Annotated in this window: 8 protein-coding genes; 1 reads left to right on the top strand and 7 read right to left on the bottom strand. The window is 41.0% G+C overall.

The window, feature by feature from the left end:
- Positions 1 to 257: 257 nt before the first annotated feature.
- The gene (locus ACTJKC_RS25180) at positions 258 to 437 is read left to right on the top strand and encodes a hypothetical protein (RefSeq protein ID WP_440796403.1); all 180 of its coding nucleotides are present in this window, start codon (positions 258 to 260) and stop codon (positions 435 to 437) included.
- A 28-nt stretch (positions 438 to 465) separates the two neighbouring features.
- Here the strand turns inward: ACTJKC_RS25180 and ACTJKC_RS25175 are convergent, their stop codons facing one another.
- From ACTJKC_RS25175 to proS, 7 genes are all read right to left on the bottom strand, one after another.
- Positions 466 to 1113, bottom strand: a complete 648-nt coding sequence (locus ACTJKC_RS25175) for a response regulator (RefSeq protein ID WP_025146884.1) — start codon at positions 1111 to 1113, stop codon at positions 466 to 468.
- Positions 1114 to 1225: 112 nt separating this feature from the next.
- A complete protein-coding gene (locus tag ACTJKC_RS25170; RefSeq protein ID WP_440796401.1) occupies positions 1226 to 2200 on the bottom strand; it encodes a PorP/SprF family type IX secretion system membrane protein in 975 nt (324 codons plus the stop codon).
- Positions 2201 to 2211: 11 nt separating this feature from the next.
- A complete protein-coding gene (locus tag ACTJKC_RS25165; RefSeq protein ID WP_440796399.1) occupies positions 2212 to 16308 on the bottom strand; it encodes a DUF7507 domain-containing protein in 14097 nt (4698 codons plus the stop codon).
- 524 nt (positions 16309 to 16832) lie between these two features.
- Positions 16833 to 17447, bottom strand: a complete 615-nt coding sequence (locus tag ACTJKC_RS25160; protein ID WP_344853551.1) for a Crp/Fnr family transcriptional regulator — start codon at positions 17445 to 17447, stop codon at positions 16833 to 16835.
- Between the two features lie 119 nt (positions 17448 to 17566).
- Positions 17567 to 18406, bottom strand: a complete 840-nt coding sequence (locus ACTJKC_RS25155; RefSeq protein ID WP_440796397.1) for a TIGR02757 family protein — start codon at positions 18404 to 18406, stop codon at positions 17567 to 17569.
- Between the two features lie 216 nt (positions 18407 to 18622).
- Positions 18623 to 19762, bottom strand: coding sequence for a cystathionine gamma-synthase (locus ACTJKC_RS25150; protein WP_440796395.1), 1140 nt, complete (start codon positions 19760 to 19762; stop codon positions 18623 to 18625).
- Between the two features lie 116 nt (positions 19763 to 19878).
- Complete coding sequence (gene proS, locus ACTJKC_RS25145) at positions 19879 to 21351, bottom strand: proline--tRNA ligase (RefSeq protein WP_440796393.1); 1473 nt, start codon at positions 21349 to 21351, stop codon at positions 19879 to 19881.
- Between the last annotated feature and the right edge of the window lie 9 nt (positions 21352 to 21360).

The following is a 21360-nucleotide window of genomic DNA, read 5'->3' as shown; positions in this document are numbered from 1 at the left end:
ATTTGATTTAGATCAATTAATTAAGCACAACTAATAGCTATATAATATTTTTGTCATAATAGACGACTACATTCTGGTGCTTAAATTTCAGCAGTTACGCCTGAGAAAATCAATTGAAATCATGCTAACAGCATTAATAATTAGTTATATCAGGATAATCTGTAAAGACGATAATTTCAGGTAGGATTAAGGATATACCATTAAACATAAAACTTTAGGTGTTTTAGCTTGTTATATCAGGAATTAAATTGAATGATATGAAAACGGATAATAAAGAAAAAGAAAACGGAACTAAAACCAAAGGAAGTTCAAAAGAAAAAGCATCATTTGACCAGAACGGAAAAGGCGCTTCAGATAAATTTGGACAGGCCGGATCAACCCCGAACGAATCAGGAACGGCAGGAGCCGGTACCGTTAATAAGGATAAAAAGGCATAGAAAAGATAAAAAGAGTAAAATACTCTTTTTATCTTTCGTAGATACTCATCTTTTCAGCAAGTTCTATAATACTTTTTATTTTCAGTTTTTGAAAAAGCCTAAGTTTATATGTACTTACGGTACCCATCTGAAGATTCAGCTGATTAGAAATTTCCAATACGCCAATACCTTTTGTAAGTAATTCTGCCACTTCTAATTCCCTGCCCGAAAGTTTGGTGAAAGGATTATCAGCATCGTTACCCAATATGCTATTGAACATATTTTCTTTCACGTTTCTGCTTGAATAGCGACTTCCGGCTAAAATAGTTGTGATTGCAGTTACAATTTCTGATTCTTCTGCATTTTTGGTCAGGTAACCTGATGCACCAGATTTTAAATAAGGAACCGCATAAATATTCTCATTTAAAGATGAAAATACAAGGATTTTAGCATTCGGCTGAACTAACTTTAACTGATCAATTACTTTCAGGTTATTACCCCCCGGTAAGTTAACGTCAATAATAATTAAGCTTGGCGATTTTTCCGTTTCGATAAGCGCCTGTTCCAATGTGGATGCATGGATGATTTCAACACCAGGCCAAAAGTCTGATATTAAACCTTTTAAACCACGGCGGATGATTTCATGATCATCAGCGATGAGTACTGTAAAAGTACTTACTGCATTTTTTGTTTTCATTATTTATAAGAATATTCTGCAAGTTAGTAAAAAGTTATTTTTTTGTACGCAATTGTAGTAAAATTTTCGCTTAAATGTGTAAATATTATTATACACAATTAAAAATTTTTGTTTAAAACACTCTTGGGGTTGCCAATCTGATGTTTGGTTTAATGAATGAATAAGACAGAGAGATCTCATGCGTCCCGCCGCTGTAACCTTGCAACGGACCAACTGAGAAATCGTAGCCATAACCGATCCTGATTTTCTCTGATGGAAAAATCTGGATTGCTGCTACCGCTGAATTTCGCGGGGTAAGGTCTTTTTGAAGATAGCTTTTATCGTACAACTTTACACCTGTACGGTAAGAGCCGCCAACCCATAAAAAATCTTTAATCATTAAGAATGCATTTACGTCTAAACTCGTCGGGCCGCCACGGTCGTCTTTTAACAGGAAAGAAGGTTTGACCTGAAAATCTTCGTTCAGCGGGAACAATGCCCCGGCGGTTAGATAATAATGCGGTTTGGGCTGTGGAATAAAGGCATAGCGGTCGATATTGATGTAAGTGGCAATCAGGTTATCAACCGAGAAACCGGCATAATATTTATCGTTGGCGAAGTACACCCCTGCCCTGGCATCGGGTACAATGGTACTTTGCATGCCTACAGGCTGGTTAGGTTCCGGATTATTTGGGTTCAGCATAGAGCCATCAATACCCAGCTGCACCATCCCTACTCCAAGACCTAAAGCTAACCTCGAGCTGCCATCATCGTTCATCCTGATGCGGTAGGCATAGTTGCCATAAATGCTTAGGTTGTTCTGCGCACCCAGTTTATCGCTGGCCACCTGGAGGGCAAGCCCCACGTTACCGCTATTGGCAATGGCATCTACTGCAAGCGACATGCTCCTAGGCGCCCCCGTAATGCCCGTCCACTGGCTACGGTAAAAGCTATGCACATTGAGTACTTCTTTATAGCCTGCATAAGCAGGATTAATATAGATTCCGTTAAACATGTACTGACTGTACTGGGCATCCTGTTGTGCAGATACCGGTCGCGAAAGCAATAGCAACGCTCCTGCTATTAAGCCTAATATTTTCTTCATCATATCTCCGCTCATTAATTTTTAAACGCCCTGATCAGGGTGATATAGCCTTTAAATACCTTCCATTCGTTATTTCCACCTTTTTTAGCACGCAGCAGGTAATAGTAAGTACCTTCGTTCAAGCCCTCGCCTGTCCAGTTGTTTTTATAGCCTTTGGCGCGGAAAACTTCATTGCCCCAACGGTTTACAATGGTTAGTTCGTTTTCTGCAAACTCAGCAAGTCCGTTTATTTCGAAAGTATCGTTTATACCATCACCATTTGGCGTAAACAGGTTCGGGATCAATAAATCATCACCCGAAATGGTAGCCGCATCTGCAAGTACCAGGTTATTATTATTTACCGGATCTGGCTGATCTGCTTTTACCATTGCAGAATTGTTTAATGCACCCGCCGCCAGCGTTCTCGATTTAAAGGTTAAGGTTGCAGTTTGATTAAAATCCAGACTTCCCGCCAACCAGACAAAATCTCTTGTTGTAGCAGAGTAAGTGGTGGTACCGATGGTAACGGTGATCTCTTTCGGTGCATCGATCATGGTAGAAAGACGATCGGTAATGGTAACACCCGTTGCCCTGTTCGGTCCTTTATTAGTAACGGTAATCTTATACATTACATCCGATCCCGTTTTGATCTCGCCTTTAGTCAACAACTCTTTGGTAACCATTAAATCAGCCGATTTATCCACCTCTATTGCAGCTTCCGGACTTAAAGTTTTTCCATTTGGAGCAGTCATTACAGCCACATTTTTAATGATATTGTAACTGTTCACATCCGGAGCCACCCTGGCATCTAAATTTAACACTGTGCTCGAGTTAGCCTGCATGTTGATGGTCCATTTTAAAGTATTACCCATTACAGTGCCATAGCCAGAAACCGACCCCGGAACATAGGTTAATCCTGCCGGAAGTTCGTCAATAATGGTTACGCCGTTCAATGCAGATCCGCCTGTATTTTTAACGGTTAACGAATAGGTTAAGATTTCGTTAGCCTGTGCCCTGCCATCTTTATTCCCTTTGATATCAGTTACGGCTTTACTTCCTTCCAACATGCCTTCGGTAGGAATTGAAACAGCGGGATTTAAAGGCGTTGAAGCATTTGCCGGATCAGTTACTGAGGCGGTATTGTTGATGGCCAAAGTACCTGAAGGAAGAGCCGCATTTACACTAACTTTAAAGTTAACCACCACTTGTCCGTTGGCCGGAATAATTAAATTACTCCAATTGATGGTGTTACCAGTTAAGATACCACCATGATCAGCGCTGGCATTTACATAAGTAGTATTTGCAGGAATCGGATCTACAATTTTAACCCCTGTCCTTGCGGTGTTACCATTGTTTTTAACCGTAATGGTATAAGTTAAAATTTCATTGGCTTCTGCTTTACCATTGTTATTGGCATCGGTAACGGTTTTAGCACTCACAATTTTTGGCAATTCCAAAATGGTAGGATAATCGTTGTCTTCTTCCGTTCCCGAAACATCAGAAATTGAGGTTCCTGCTGGTGAAGTTGCTGTTAATGTAGCGGTATTTCTTACCGAACTTGCATTTTTCTCAGCCTGACTAATGGTGTAAACTGCCGTAGCCGTTGCGATTTCATCAGGTGCAATACTGGCCGGGCTGAAGGTAATGTTTGATGAGATTTTTGGATCAACCAAACTGAAATTCGTCAATGTTACATTACCGGTATTTTTAGCAGTAAAAGTATAGGTTACCGAATTTCCATCGGCACTTAAAACGCCTGTCTTAATCAGGGCTAAACCTGGTGCTTCTTTGATCAGGAACACAGTAGGATCATCAGGTGCCAAAGTTTTCGGATCATCCGACAGTTTGCTCAATTTACCAACACTGGCAAATTTTGCCGTTAAACCGGCCTGATTTATAAACTTACCATAATCAATTTCCGACTGTATAAGTGTATGTCTGGCCAGGATCATAGCCGTTTCGGCCGGTTCTAATTTACTGATTACTGATGGAGTGATACTTCCCGCATCTGCTCCCGGATCCGTAACAACAATATCGGTTAAGGTAATATTACCGGTATTGGTAACCTGGATGCTGTACTCAATGGTTTTTACGATACCTGCGCTATTGGCAACCATTTTGGTAAACCTTACGGATGGATCAGGCACAATTGCAGTAAAGGTTGCATCATCTGCAGCAGGTGTTGCCGGATCATCAGATACTTTTGCAATTGTATTTCCTTTAGGATCTTTCACCGTTGCGCTAACCTGGTTACTGAAACCTCCTGTATTTACATCACTTTGTTTTACAGTATGTTTAGCCGTGATATTCACGGTAGCACCCGGCAATACCGAAGTAATACTGGCTGGGGTTAAACTGCCCGCATCTGCATTGGCATCTACTAAAGTGATATCGCTTAGGGTAACATTACCCGTATTTTTGAATACAATGTTGTAATTAATTACGTCACCGGCTTTAGTTGCGCCATTGGTAGCCGATTTGGTTAATGTAAAACCTGGTGCAGGTATTAATTTGGTTACAGTCGGATCATTCGGCGCCGGAGTAGAAGGATCGTCGGATACCTGATTGATGACATTGCCTTTATTATCAGTCACTTTTACCGAGGCCTGGTTGGTAAATGATCCCTGGTTAACATCAATCTGGGTTAAAGTATGTTTTGCTGTAACCGTTACACTGGCGCCAGGTGCTAATGTTGAAATATTTGCAGGATTGATCGAACCCGCATCAGCTGCTGCATCAGTTAAATTTAAATTGCTCAGTGTAACCGTTCCTGTATTGGTTATATTGAAAGTATAATCAATTGATTCGCCAACTTTTGTTCCAACAGCAGTTGCAACTTTCGTAAAAGTGAATTTTGAAGCGCCTGAAACCGGCGTTTCGGTCGGGTTATCATTCGAATAATCTGTTCCCGAAACATCTGTAATGATATTTCCCGCAGGTGTTTGAGCACTAACAGAAGCCGAATTGGTTACCAAAGCCACATCTTTATCATTCTGATTTAAAATATAAACCTGACTGTAGGTGAAGCTTGCCCCTGCTGCCAATACGTTCGGAAAAGTTTTTTTCAAACCCAGCTTGGCATCTGTTAATGTGATGCTGTTTAATTCTACATCTCCAACGTTCGTCACCTTGAAAGAATAAGTAATATTATTGCCATCTGCGCTTAAAACACCTGTTTTAATTAAGGCTATTTTCCCTTTCAATAATGGCGTGGTAACGGTTGCCAGGTTATTTACACTTTCGGGATCATTTGTTTTAGACGTTGGTGTTAAGGAAACACTGTTAACTAAATTTGTCCCTGTAAAACCTGCTGGAACTCGTCCATTAACAGCTAAACTAACCTGTTGTCCGGCGACTAAATCGGCTGTCAAAGTAAAGCTGTTTCCAGTTGAACTGTACGTTCCTCCAATAGCACTATAGGTTATATTTTCCAGTCCTGCCGGAAGATTTTCGATCAGACCAATCGATTCTCCACTTAAAACAGTAGCTGGTCCGTTATTCTTAATATTAATGGTATAACCAATATTTCCATTGCTTTCTACACCAGTAACATTAGCTGTTTTACTGATCTGAAGATCAGTGATCCAGTTAGGAATGGTTATTGTTACTACTGCCGCAGAAGATTTTGTTGCGTCTAATTTATCGGTTATTTGATAGTTTAAATTATAAATCCCCGGAAGCGTTCCCGCAGCAACATTTACTTTTCCGGTTGCAACATCAATAGTTATTTTTGGATTTGAAGTTGAAATCTGGCTGAGGGTAACATTTGCAAGGGTTGCAGTATTTATGTTGTTATAGGTATCGTTAATCAATATATTTTCGACCGCAACTCCCCCACTGAAACCGTTTACCGTTCCGGAATCATCTTTAGCGAGGATGGCACTCGTTCCTACTGTTACGGTTACAGTAGCTTGTTTTGTTTGACCCGGGTTCAGTTTATCTTCAATCTGGTAAATGAGTTCGTAAGTTCCTGCCGGAGTATTTGGTGCAACGTTCACTTTTCCGGTATTTACATCTAAAGTAATATTAGGATTAGTGTTTGAAACCTGGCTTAATTTTACTTCGTATAAAGTAGCCGGATTACCGTTGTAGGTATCGTTTAACAATACATTTTCTACCGCTGTTCCGCCAGTGTAGCCGTTTGCATTTCCTGAATCGTTTGTAGCAACTAGTGCAGGGGCACCAACAGTTACGGTTACGGTAGCTTGTTTTGTTTGACCCGGATTTAGTTTATCTTCGATCTGGTAAACCACTTCGTAAGTTCCTGCCGGGGTATTTGGTGCAACGTTTACTTTTCCGGTAGTGATATCTAAAGTAACATTCGGATTAGTAGTTGAAACCTGGCTTAATTTAACTTCGTTTAAGGTTGCCGGATTACCGTTGTATGTATCGTTCAACAATACATTTTCAACTGCTGTTCCGCCAGTATAGCCGTTTGCATTCCCTGAATCGGCTGTAGCAACCATTGCTGGTGCAAAAACAGTAATCGTTACAGTAGCAGTTTTCGTCTGGCCCGGGTTCAGTTTATCTTCAATCTGGTAAACTACTTCGTAAGTTCCTGCAGGAGTATTTGGCGCAATGTTTACTTTTCCGGTGCTTACATCTAATGTTACGTTAGGATTACTAGTTGAAACCTGGCTCAGTTTTACTTCGTTTAAGGTAGCCGGATTGCCGTTGTAGGTATCGTTTAACAATACATTTTCTACAGCTGTTCCACCGGTGTAGCCGTTTGCATTTCCAGAATCGGCTGTGGCAACCAGTACAGGCGCACCAACCGTTACGGTTACGGTAGCCATTTTAACCTGACCAGGGTTCAGTTTATCTTCGATCTGGTAAACCACCTCGTAAATTCCAGCCGGAGTATTCGGTGCAACGTTTACTTTTCCGGTAGTTACATCTATAGTAATGTTAGGGTTGTTAGTTGAAACCTGGCTTAATTTTACTTCGTTTAAAGTAGCCAGGTTGCCATTGTAAGTATCGTTAACCAATACATTTTCAACTGCGGTTCCGCCAGCATAGCCGTTTGCATTTCCTGAATCGGCTGTGGCAACCATTGCTGGGGCACTAATCGTTACGGTTACAGTAGCTTGTTTTGTTTGACCCGGGTTTAGTTTATCCTCGATGAGGTAAACAACTTCGTAAATTCCAGCCGGAGTGTTCGGCGCAACATTAACTTTTCCGGTGGTTACATCTAAAGTAACGTTAGGGTTTGTGCTAGAAACCTGGCTCAATTTTACTTCATTCAAAGTAGCCGGGTTGCCGTTGTAGGTATCGTTCAACAAAACATTTTCAAATGCGGTTCCGCCTGTATAGCCGTTTGCATTTCCTGAATCGGCTGTGGCAACCAGTACAGGAGCACCAACAGTTACGGTTACGGTAGCTCGTTTTGTTTGGCCAGGGTTTAGTTTATCTTCAATCTGGTAAACAACTTCGTAAATTCCAGCCGGAGTCTTCGGCGCAACGTTTACTTTTCCGGTGGTTACATCTAAGGTAATGTTAGGATTAGTGCTAGAAACCTGGCTCAATTTTACTTCGTTTAAAGTAGCCGGGTTGCCGTTGTAGGTATCGTTAGCCAATACGTTTTCAACTGCGGTTCCGCCGGTATAGCCGTTTGCATTTCCTGAATCGGCTGTGGCAACCATCGTTGGTGCACCAACAGTTATTGTTACGGTAGCTGTTGTTTTCTGTCCAGGGTTCAGCTTATCTTCAATCTGGTAAACTACTTCGTAAGTTCCTGCCGGAGTATTTGGTGCAACGTTCACTTTTCCGGTAGTTACATCTAAGGTAACGTTAGGATTAGTAGTTGAAATCTGGCTTAATTTAACTTCTGTTAGTGTCGCAAGATTGCCGTTGTAGATATCGTTAACCAATACATTTTCAACTGCTGTTCCGCCAGTGTAGCCGTTTGCATTTCCTGAATCGGCTGTGGCAACCAGTACAGGCGCACCAACCGTTACGGTTACAGTAGCCGTTGTTTTCTGTCCAGGGTTCAGTTTATCTTCAATCTGGTAAACAACTTCGTATGTTCCTGCAGGGGTGTTCGGCGCAACATTCACTTTTCCGGTGGTTACATCTAAGGTAACGTTAGGGTTAGTGTTTGAAACTTGGCTTAATTTAACTTCATTTAAAGTAGCCGGATTACCGTTGTAAGTATCGTTAACCAATACATTTTCAACTGCTGTTCCGCCGGTATAGCCGTTTGCATTTCCAGAATCGGCTGTGGCAAATAGTGCAGGGGCACTAACAGTTACGGTTACGGTAGCCGTTGTTTTCTGTCCAAGGTTCAGCTTATCTTCGATCTGGTAAACTACTTCGTAAATTCCTGCAGGAGTATTCGGCGCAACGTTTACTTTTCCGGTGGTTACATCTAATGTTACGTTAGGATTAGTAGTTGAAATCTGGCTCAGTTTTACTTCGTTTAAGGTAGCCGGATTGCCGTTGTAGGTATCGTTCAACAAAACATTTTCAACTGCGGTTCCGCCAGTGTAGCCGTTTGCATTTCCTGAATCGGCTGTGGCAACCAGTACAGGCGCACCAACCGTTACGGTTACAGTAGCCGTTGTTTTCTGTCCAGGGTTCAGTTTATCTTCAATCTGGTAAACAACTTCGTATGTTCCTGCAGGGGTGTTCGGCGCAACATTCACTTTTCCGGTGGTTACATCTAAGGTAACGTTAGGGTTAGTGTTTGAAACTTGGCTTAATTTAACTTCATTTAAAGTAGCCGGATTACCGTTGTAAGTATCGTTAACCAATACATTTTCAACTGCTGTTCCGCCGGTATAGCCGTTTGCATTTCCAGAATCGGCTGTGGCAAATAGTGCAGGGGCACTAACAGTTACGGTTACGGTAGCCGTTGTTTTCTGTCCAAGGTTCAGCTTATCTTCGATCTGGTAAACTACTTCGTAAATTCCTGCAGGAGTATTCGGCGCAACGTTTACTTTTCCGGTGGTTACATCTAATGTTACGTTAGGATTAGTAGTTGAAATCTGGCTCAGTTTTACTTCGTTTAAGGTAGCCGGATTGCCGTTGTAGGTATCGTTCAACAAAACATTTTCAACTGCGGTTCCGCCGGTATAGCCGTTTGCATTTCCTGAATCGGCTGTGGCAACTAGTGCAGGGGCACTAACAGTTACGGTTACGGTAGCCGTTATTTTCTGTCCAAGGTTCAGCTTATCTTCGATTTGGTAAACCACTTCGTAAGTTCCTGCCGGAGTATTTGGTGCAACGTTTACTTTTCCTGTGGTTGCATCTAATGTAATGTTAGGATTAGTAGTTGAAACCTGGCTTAGTTTTACTTCGTTTAAAGTAGCCGGATTACCGTTGTAGGTATCGTTCAACAAAACATTTTCAACTGCGGTTCCGCCGGTATAGCCGTTTGCATTTCCTGAATCGGCTGTGGCAACTAGTGCAGGGGCACTAACAGTTACGGTTACGGTAGCCGTTATTTTCTGTCCAAGGTTCAGCTTATCTTCGATTTGGTAAACCACTTCGTAAGTTCCTGCCGGAGTATTTGGTGCAACGTTCACTTTTCCGGTATTTACATCTAAAGTAATATTAGGATTTGTGCTTGAAACCTGGCTTAATTTAACTTCTGTTAATGTTGCAGGGTTACCATTATAGGTATCGTTAGCCAATACATTTTCAACTGCGGTTCCGCCGGTATAGCCGTTTACATTTCCTGAATCATTTGTGGCAACCAGGGCAGGGGCACCAACAGTTACAGTTACGGTAGCTGTGGTTTTCTGACCAGGATTCAGCTTATCTTCGATCTGGTAAACAACCTCGTAAGTCCCTGCCGGAGTATTCGTCGCAACGTTCACTTTTCCGGTGGTTACATCTAGAGTAACGTTAGGGCTTGTGCTAGAAACCTGGCTCAGTTTTACTTCATTCAAAGTAGCCGGATTACCGTTGTAGGTATCATTCAACAATACATTTTCAACTGCGGTTCCGCCGGGATAGCCGTTTGCATTTCCTGAATCGGCTGTGGCAACCAGTGCTGGTGCAGAAACAGTAATGGTTACGGTAGCCATTTTAACCTGACCAGGGTTCAGTTTATCTTCGATCTGGTAAACAACTTCGTAAGTCCCTGCCGGAGTGTTTGGCGAAACATTCACTTTTCCAATGGTTATATCCAAAGTAACGTTAGGGTTGGTAGTTGAAACCTGGCTTAATTTCACTTCGTTTAAGGTAGCCGGATTACCATTGTAGGAATCGTTAACCAATACATTTTCAACTGCTGTTCCGCCGGTATAGCCATTTGTATTTCCTGAATCGGCTGTGGCAACCAGCGACGGTGCAGAAACAGTAATGGTTACGGTAGCCATTTTAACCTGACCAGGGTTCAGTTTATCTTCGATTTGGTAAACCAATTCGTAAGTTCCTGCGGGAGTATTTGGTGCAACGTTCACTTTTCCGGTATTTACATCTAAAGTAATATTATGATTAGTGCTTGAAACCTGGCTTAGTTTAACTTCATTTAAAGTAGCCGGATTACCGTTGTAAGTATCGTTAACCAATACATTTTCAACTGCTGTTCCGCCAGTATAGCCGTTTGCATTCCCTGAATCGTTTGTGGCAACCAGTGCAGGAGCACCAACAGTTACGGTTACAGTAGCCGTTGTTTTCTGTCCAGGGTTCAGTTTATCTTCAATCTGGTAAACAACTTCGTATGTTCCTGCAGGGGTGTTCGGCGCAACATTCACTTTCCCGGTGGTTACATCTAATGTTACGTTAGGATTAGTAGTTGAAACCTGGCTTAGTTTTACTTCATTCAAAGTAGCCGGATTACCGTTATAGGTATCATTAACCAATACATTTTCAACTGCAGTTCCGCCAGTGTAGCCGTTTGCATTTCCAGAATCGGCTGTGGCAACCATCATTGGTGCAGAAACAGTTATGGTTACAGTAGCAGTTGTTTTCTGACCAGGGTTCAATTTATCTTCAATCTGGTAAACAACCTCGTAAGTCCCTGCCGGGGTATTTGGTGCAACGTTTACTTTTCCGGTAGTGATATCTAAAGTAATATTAGGATTAGTGCTTGAAACCTGGCTTAGTTTAACTTCATTTAAAGTAGCCGGATTGCCGTTGTAGGTATCGTTCAACAAAACATTTTCAACTGCGGTTCCGCCAGTGCCGTTTGCATTTCCTGAATCGGCTATGGCAACCATCGCTGGGGCACCAACAGTTACGGTTACGGTTACGGTCGTTTTCTGACCAGGGTTCAGTTTATCTTCAATCTGGTAAATGAGTTCGTAAGTACCTGCCGGGGTATTTGGTGCAACGTTTACTTTTCCGGTGGTTACATCTAATGTTACGTTAGGATTAGTAGTTGAAACCTGGCTTAGTTTTACTTCATTCAAAGTAGCCGGATTACCGTTATAGGTATCATTAACCAATACATTTTCAACTGCAGTTCCGCCGGTGTAGCCGTTTGCATTTCCTGAATCGGCTGTGGCAACCGGCGCTGGTGCACTAATCGTTACGGTTACAGTAGCTTGTTTTGTTTGACCCGGGTTTAGTTTATCCTCGATCTGGTAAACCACTTCGTAAGTTCCTGCCGGAGTATTCGGTGCAACGTTCACTTTTCCTGTGCTTGCATCTAAAGTAACATTAGGATTAGTAGTTGAAACCTGGCTCAGTTTTACTTCGTTTAAGGTAGCCGGATTACCGTTATAGGTATCATTAACCAATACATTTTCAACTGCAGTTCCGCCGGTGTAGCCGTTTGCATTTCCTGAATCGGCTGTGGCAACCAGCGCTGGTGCAGAAACAGTAATGGTTACGGTTGCAGTTGTTTTCTGGTTTAAATCTAATTTATCTGAAATTTCATAAACAACAGTATAAATGCCAGCTGGTGTATTTGATGCCACATCTACCTGTCCAGTTGCAGTATTTAATGATACATTAGGATTTGAAGTAGAAATTTGTGAAAGATTTACTTCATTTAAAGTTGGCGCAATAGTAGTTCCATTATAGCTGTCATTGGTAAGTACGTTGACTACTGCTACCCCTCCTATTAAACCATTTGCATTTCCTGTATCGTCTTTAGCTAGCAAAGCTCCCGAAGCAACTGTTACCTTAATGGTTGCAGTTGATGTTTTTGAAGCATCAAGTTTATCGGTAATGGTATAAGTTAAAGTATAAATGCCTGCCGGGGTATTTGCAGCAACATCCACTTTCCCGGTTAATGGATCTAAAGTTACTTTGCCATTGCTGTCATTTGCACCAGCGGTAATGGTTACATCATTTAAAGTCGGCGCAGTAGCGATTCCATTATAAGTATCGTTCGCCAAAACATTTGCAACCGCATTGCCACCGCTTACCGAGTTGGCTGAACCAGTATCATCTTTAGCGAGCAAAGCTCCCGTGATTAAATGAACCTTAACCGTTGCCTGTTTCACATTCCCCGGGTTAGCTTTATTTTCAATTTGATAAACCAGGGTGTAATCACCAACCGGGGTGCCGGGTAATACATTAACCTTTCCGGTAGCAGGATCAATAGTGATATTTGGGTTTGTAGTTGATACCTGACTGATCGTTACATTCACCAGTGTAGCCTGATTACCGTTAACTTTATCGTTAATCAAAACATTATTAACTGCCACACCACCGGTTACCGCGCTTAAAGTTCCTTCATCATCAACCGCATAAACACCGGTATTAGTTACAGTTGGATTATCATTGCCCTCTGCTGTACCCGAAATATCAGATACATTACCGTTACCCGTCACCGTAGCCGAGTTACTCACCGATCCAGCTGCTTTTTCTGCCGCAGCTATCGTATAAGAGGCCGTTGCCGTTGTACTCGCACCAGGCGCTAAAGTTGTAGCATCCAAAGTAATTGCACCGGTAATTTTACTATCTGTTAAAACAAGATTATTCAGCGTAACATTACCAGTGTTTTTAACCGTAAATAAATAACTGATGGTATTTCCACTGAGGTTTAACGTACCTGTTTTCACCAAAGTAACAGCAGGATTTAAAATAATATTTACATCAGCCGTTGCTGTTTTTCCCGCAGGAAGTTCTGTGGTTTTAACACTCGCAGTATTACTGATCTTTCCTAAATTATTGGTTGGATTACCGTTATTGTTTAAGTCAGCCTGAAGTACGGTATAAGTTCCGGTATAAGTCCAGCTCTCCCCTTTTTCTAAAATATTATCGGTATTTCCAATTTTTACAGGATTGTTTAAGTTTCCACCCAATAACGGATCGCTCACCACAACATTGTTCTGATTCGTATTACCCGTGTTCGCTACGGTAACCGAATAGTTAATTACGTTTCCTGCCTGGTTAACCGAACTTACATTTGCAGATTTTGTAATCGATATTGACGAACAAACAGGCACATTTACAGTGATGGTAAAAGGATTGCCATCGCAGGCACCCGCAACCGTTGCTTTTGGTGTTACGGTATAAATTATGGTTTGCGCAGTGTTCCTGGTATTAACTAAAGTTTGATTGATAGTATTACCCGATCCGTTAGCTGCACCAGCTACATTAGCGTTCGGATTTACCGTCCAGATAAACGACGAAGGAACTGAATTACCTCCATTTGCTGAACTATTGATATTTTGCGTTTGGATATTATAATTAAAAGCTCCGGTACAATCCAAAGTTTTGGTATCATTAAATCCTCTCGGACTTTGATAAATCGTTACGGTAACCGAAGCCCGGGCCGGACTCTCACAACCATTAATGGTCTGACTGGCATAATAAGTTCCGTTCGCCAAGGCAGCAGTCGAAGCTAAAGCTGTTCCACCGGTTAACTGGCTATACCATTTAACAGCTGTTCCTGTGGCAGTAAGGTTTGCAACCGTTGCGTTAGAAATTTCACAGAAAGTCTGGTTGCTGGCTGTGGGTGCAGGCGTTGTTGTAATTCCTATTGTACCACTTAAAGAAACTGCTGTACAAGGAGCAGTTTGCCCAACCGTACTCACGCTAAAATTTCCTGCTGAAGTTGGTGCCCCACTAATGGTTAAAGTATTGCCACTCTTTGAAGCCGTAAGTCCGGCAGGCAAATTATTCACAGTTACATCCGTTGCAGCGCCGGACCATGAATAAGTGATCGGAATAATCGGACTACCTACACATACAGTTTGGTTATTTGCCCCGCCTCCAGCTACTAATCCGGCTGAAGAGTTAACAGTTATGTTGCTTGTAACAGCAGCCGGAGTGCAAGGACTAAGCTGACCTATTGTGCTTACCGTATATGTGCCACCCGAAGTAGGTGTTCCGCTGATAGTTAAAACCTTTGTGGCTACATTTTTACCAGCTGTTAAACCGGCTGGAAGTGAAGTATAACTAACATCGGTAGCAGCACCACCCCAGGTATAAGTTATCGGTGTTATTGCGCCGCCGGTACAAGTACTTTGGTCAATATTTCCACCCCCGGTTATCAATGTTCCTGCAGGGTTTACAGTGATTGTTCCTGTCGCACTTAGCGCACCACATGGTGATGTTTGTCCAATTGTTGTAACCGTATATTGTCCTGAAACAGTTGGCGTGCCACTAATAGTCAGTACTTTTCCACTTTTAGAAGTAGTTAAACCTGCCGGAAGATCAGTCACCGTTACATCCGTAGCACTGCCTCCCCAGGTAAATGTTGTAGATGCAATAGGCGATCCGGCGCATACGGTCTGAGTAGCATTACCACCTGCAACTAAGGTTGGGGCCTGATTAACGGTAATATTATATGCGGTTGATTTTGGTCCGTTTGAGCCATAAGCAATTGCAGTTATCGTTGCTGGTCCGTAATAATCTGCAGCCCATGTTACCGTTGCCGAAGCTGTACCAACATTGGCACTAACCGTCATGGCTGAAGTGCTAACTGTACCAGCATTGTTCGGACTGATGGCAAATGCCATTGAAGTTGCAAAACCTGAACTTGCCGTATATGAAGTATTTCCTGTACCCTGGCACCTCAAATTAACACCTGAACTAAATGTTGGCGCAATAACATCAGGAGATATGTTTATGGTCACAATAGCATCATCACAGGTAACCGTTCCGTTAATGTTTGTACAAATGGTGTAGGTAAATGTATCCTGGCCATAATAACCGCTGTTTGGTGTATAGGTAACAGTGCCATTTGCATTTTTAACAATTGTACCATGTGCAGATGAAGCCGGAACGGTATAAGAAGATAGCGCTGCCTGATTGTTAGGCTGATCATTTGCAAGTATGTTGATGTTTACCGGAGCATTTAACGTAGTTGCCGCCTGATCGTCATTTGCTGTTACCAGACTGATAAATTTGGTATTGAAAGCGATAAAAGCAGGATCACTGCTCCCACCGAGTTTATATCTTAAAACGAGGGGCTGCGAATAATTTGAACTGTTAATACCAAAGGCACTCGCATCTGCTGCCCAGATCCGGATAGGTCGGTCTGTTTTGATAAAACCTGGTTGTATTACCCCTGTATTGGGATCATAGAAATCAGGCAGCCATGTACCTATCACCGGAATAACAGATTGATCGATGCTGATCTTATTCCCGACCAGATTTCCGTTTCCATCTTCAAAATATACCTGATCTAATGCACCTGTAGCCTGAGCAACCTGTGTAATCAAAATATCAGGAATACCATCACCAATTTGAGTATCATTAGTAATTGCGCCAAAATTAAAACTTAACGGGGCGGCTGTTGACGGAATATTGGTGATACAGGATCCCATATCTAAGCCCCTGACACCTCTGGTAAGAATCTGTGCAACGGTAACAGGTACCGAATAAGGATATATTCCACCGTTATCAACACCATCTTCCATTTGACCAAGGCCTACAAAATTTGAAGCTGTTCCGGGTAGTGGAATGTTTTTAACAGGAAAAGCCTGATAAATACCAGGTGTAAAAGAAACAAGTTTCGATGTAAGCAATAAATCATTTACACCGGTAGAATAATTTATATTATTAAATGTAAATGCAAGCAGGTTGTTTTTATTATCAGGCCAAACAGGATTAATTGCCCCTTGTTTTGAAGTCCAGTAACCCTTATAATCTGTAAATAAACCTGTAACGCTATACTGAGCAGATACCCGACTAATTCCTAATACAAAAAGAAGCAAAACAAAACATAATATCCTGTTAGGTAAATTAGTTTTATAAAAAAAATGTTGTATAATTTTATTCATTCTTCCCATTGGGATAACCGGGTTTTTACTGCTTAAAATTGGCCTCATACGATGAGCACAAAATCTTCCTGAAAAAGGAGTTTGCTTATAAAAAATTTCCCTTTAAGAAATGCGGTAAAAACAGCGTATATACACTGATTATAAAACACTTTTGAAGAGATAGACACTATAAAAAAACTTCGTTTTTGAGGGCGGCAAAAGTATATTATTTTTAACATTCATACAAGTGCCAAAAAGTGCCGGTTTGAGCAGTATTTTATGTACTTCAATTGTAAAAAACTGTCTTTGCAATACTACAAAGCAAACAAAAATAGAAATCGACCTGCCTAACTCACACCTTTGACTGTCGGTCGCCGGTATGATTTTTTGACAATAATCAACAACTATATAACAAATTGACTTATTTATACTACAAACAAAATAGAAAAATGAAAATTTAAAAGAAGAAAAAAGAGGGTTAAAATGTCTTTACATTTTAACCCTCTTAATTGAAGAAAACAGGAAAATAATTGTTATTCGGATGGCTAAATTTTTGCCCTGATCCTGCTCAGCGTTTCTAACCTGATTGCTAAAAAGGACGCGATATGTTTTAGTGAAACCCTGTTAATTAAACCCGGAAAGGAAACAAGAAAACGTTTATATCTTTTTTCTGCAGACGAGATCCGGCACAAGTAAGCCCGCTCCTCTGCAGATCGGTAATACAGTTCCATCATCTTTCGGCCCACTATATTTGCCTCCGGAAAATTTTCGTATAAGAACTCTGATAAAACATGTGGTATAGCAATTAAATCTACATCCTCTAAAGCCTGAAGATACTCTTCCGAATCGCCTTCTATCCACAAATTGCGTATTGTGCCGATTACTTCGTTCTCCTTGGCTATCCATGTGGTAATTTCGTTACTTCCATCCTTAATAAAGCCTCTGACAACCCCCTTTACAATTAAAAAAAGGAATTTATTACGGTCGACCGGAGAAACCAGGTATTTATTTTTTTTATAACTAACCGGAAATGTATGCTGATTGATGCGTTTTTCAATCTCAGCATTAAGGGGATGAAATTTTTTAAAAATCGAGACTAGAGGAGAAAAGTTATTGTATTTTTTCCACCTATCTTCATCAGATAAATTAACTGTGAGCATAGAGATAACGATTGGGATAGACTGCAATTACACTGTAGAAAGTACAATCACATGGTAATTATAAGAAGATTAGAACTGAAAAAAGAATTTTTTTTCAATTTATAAAATTTTTAACATGATTAAAACACTTTTTCTACGCCTAGCCCAAACAACGCAAAATCGTATCTTACAGGGTCTTTGGGATCAAATTGCCTTAAATTTTCAGTTAGCTCAACTGCAGTTAACCAATCAGTTTGTTTCCGGCTAATTAAGCCTAATAAACGCCCTACCCGATCTACATGTACATCACACGGACAAATCAGTCCTTCCGGTTTAAGGGTATTCCAGATTCCGAAATCAACCCCATGGTTATCATTCCTTACCATCCACCTTAAAAACATATTTAAACGCTTACAGGTTGATTTCTGCTTTGGCGAAGAGATATGCTTTTTTGTACGGTGCGGAAAATCTTCCAGCGAGAAAAAATAAGCCCTGAAATGGTTCAGTGCCTGCTCTATCGAAAAATCAAGATCAGCAACAGAAGAAACCGCTATGTTATTTCCCATTGCCGAAACCTCCGGATATTCAGTTCTGAAAGTATCCTGCCGGGGAATAAAAGCATCTTCCAGGCTCTTAAAATTCTGATAATGTTGCTTAAAGAATGAAATAAAATAAAGCAGATCGGTATCATTAAAAGTACGGTGCTTAAAATTCAGCAAACGCCGTAAATCATCATCGGTATGGTTAAGCACAAAATCGTGAGGTGCATTATCCATCCGGTTAAGCAATTCCCTGCATTTATTGATAATCGTTTTCCGCTGGCCCCAGGCCAAAACCGCAGCAAAAAAACCAGCTATTTCTATATCCTGCTTTTTTTCAAAAAGATGTGGAATGCAAACCGGATCGTTTGCTATAAAATTAGGCTGATTATATTGTTCAACTTTACCATCAAGAAAATTTTTCAGCTCCAGAAATTGCATATAAGTAATTATTTAAACGAAAATAGCAGCACAACAGTAGCCACCTAAACCGGATTGAAACGGTATCCTTTTTTGTTTGCAGATTTTAATGAAGCAGGTACTTCAACAAAAAAGATTTAGTGTAAAGCCGGACAAACATTAACCCTGGAATAGAACTGGCTTTACAAAAAAAATAAAAAACCGGGCAAATGCTATTCATAATGCCCGATTGAAATTTTATGCCAATGCCCTTTCGAGATCTTCCAAAAGATCGTCAATATCCTCTACCCCTACGCTTAAACGCAATAAATTATCCGTCACACCAACTTTTTCCCTCTCCTCTTTCGGAATAGAGCCGTGTGTCATGGTAGCCGGGTGATTGATCAGTGATTCTACCCCACCTAAAGATTCGGCAAGGGTAAATACTTTAAAATTAGAGGAGATTCTAAAGGTTTCTTCCAGGTCTGCACCTTTCAAAGTAATCGAAATCATACCCCCAAAACCACGCATCTGCTTTTTAGCCACATCATGGTTAGGATGATCTTCAAAACCCGGCCAATAAATTTTATCAACCTTAGGATGAGTTTTTAAATAATGTGCAATACGTTCGCCGTTTTCGCAATGGGCTTTCATCCTCAGGTGAAGCGTTTTAATTCCCCTTAACACTAAAAAGGCATCTTGCGGACCCGGAGTTGCACCACAGGCATTGTAAATAAACCAAAGGTCTTTATACAATTGCTCATCATTAGTTACCAAAGCACCCATTACCACATCAGAGTGACCGCCAATATACTTGGTTACCGAATGCATTACAATATCAGCGCCTAAATCGATCGGGTTTTGTAAATATGGTGAAGCAAAAGTATTATCAACCGTAAGGATTAAATTTTTCTCTTTAGTAATTTTAGCTACCCCTTCAATGTCGATAATCTGCATGGTTGGGTTGGTGGGTGTTTCAATCCATACCAGTTTTGTTTTATCGTTGATGTACGGCAACATATTTTCTGGTTTAGAAAGATCCAGAAAATGGAATTTGATGCCATATTTGGTATAAATTTTAGTGAAAATGCGGTAAGAACCACCATAAAGATCATTTCCGGTAATTACTTCATCGCCCGGTTGCAATAACTTCAATACTGCATCTGTAGCACCCATCCCACTCGAAAAAGCCAGACCGTATCTGGCATTTTCTAAAGCAGCTAAACAATCTTCCAAAGCTTTACGCGTTGGGTTGGTTCCCCTAGAATATTCATATCCCTTATTGTCTCCGGGAGATTTTTGCCAATAAGTTGAGGTTTGATAAATCGGTGTCATTACGGCACCTGTTGTTGGATCAGGCTCCTGGCCTGCATGTATGGCTTTTGTTGCGAATTTCATTTTTTTTAGATTTGAGATGTTAGACACTAGATTTGAGACATTATATTTGAGAAACGAGATATGAGACAAGAGATTACATCTCGTCTCAAATCTCAAATCTCCCTTCTCATATCTACCTAATACGCTCTTGCGAACAGTACTCTCTGAATAGATGGTTTGCCAGAATAAATACAAACACCATCTTCCAGTTTATTATCTAAAGGAATACAACGGATAGTTGCTTTAGTTTCCTCTTTAATTTTTTGTTCTGTTTCTGGTGTTCCATCCCAGTGTGCAGCTATAAAACCGGCTTTAGTATCCAACAGTTCTTTAAACTCTTCGTAAGAATTTGCTTCTGTAATATGCTCATCACGGTAAGCCAATGCTTTGTTAAACATGCTTTGCTGAATATCTTCCAGTAGTTTTACAATGTAAATATCCAAACCTTCCTGTGGTACAGTCTGCTTTAGTTTGGTATCCCTGCGGGCAACCTCAACAGTTTTATTTTCAAGATCACGTCCGCCAATGGCAATACGGATCGGCACACCTTTTAATTCGTAATCGGCAAATTTAAATCCCGGGCGCTGTGTATCCCTGTCATCATATTTTATAGAAACACCTAAACCTTTTAAACGCATGGTTAATTCGTTTACATAAGTAGAAATTTTTGCCAGATCTTCGTCGCTTTTATAAATCGGAACAATAACAACCTGGATTGGTGCCAGTTTTGGCGGAATAACCAATCCCGAATCATCACTATGTGCCATAATTAAGGCGCCCATTAAGCGGGTAGAAACACCCCATGAGCTGGCCCAAACGTAATCCAGTTTTCCATCTTTACCTGTAAATTTAACATCAAAAGCTTTAGCAAAATTTTGCCCTAAAAAGTGCGAAGTACCCGCCTGTAAAGCCTTTCCATCCTGCATCAGAGCTTCAATACAATAAGTATCCAAAGCTCCGGCGAACCTTTCATTAGGCGATTTGCGTCCCCTTACTACAGGAACAGCCAACCAGTTTTCGGCAAAATCGGCATAAATATGCAACATACGTTCTGTTTCTTCAATTGCCTCTTGTGCAGTAGCATGTGCGGTATGACCTTCCTGCCATAAAAATTCTGCAGTACGCAAAAACAACCTGGTACGCATTTCCCACCTCACCACATTGGCCCATTGGTTAATCAATATTGGCAGGTCGCGATATGATTGAATCCAGCCTTTGTAAGTGTTCCAGATAATGGTTTCGGAAGTCGGACGAACAATTAACTCCTCTTCCAGTTTGGCAGTTTCATCAACTACAATATTACCATTACCGTCATTTTTTAAACGATAGTGTGTTACAACGGCACATTCTGTTGCAAAGCCCTCAACGTGAGAAGCTTCCTTAGAGAAAAATGACTTTGGGATGAATAATGGAAAATAGGCATTCTGATGGCCTGTATCCTTAAACATTTTATCTAAAACAGCCTGCATTTTTTCCCAAATAGCATAGCCATTGGGCTTAATAACCATACAACCACGCACTGCAGAATGCTCTGCTAAATCTGCTTTAATCACGATGTCATTATACCACTGGGAATAATCTGCTTCTCTACTTGTAATTTCTTTGCTCATGTTATGTAT

It is taken from the genome of Pedobacter sp. 22226 (genome assembly GCF_052045455.1).
GTDB lineage: Bacteria > Bacteroidota > Bacteroidia > Sphingobacteriales > Sphingobacteriaceae > Pedobacter > Pedobacter jeongneungensis.
Note: the sequence above shows the minus strand (reverse complement) of the source record. Positions and strands in the feature narration are given on the sequence as shown.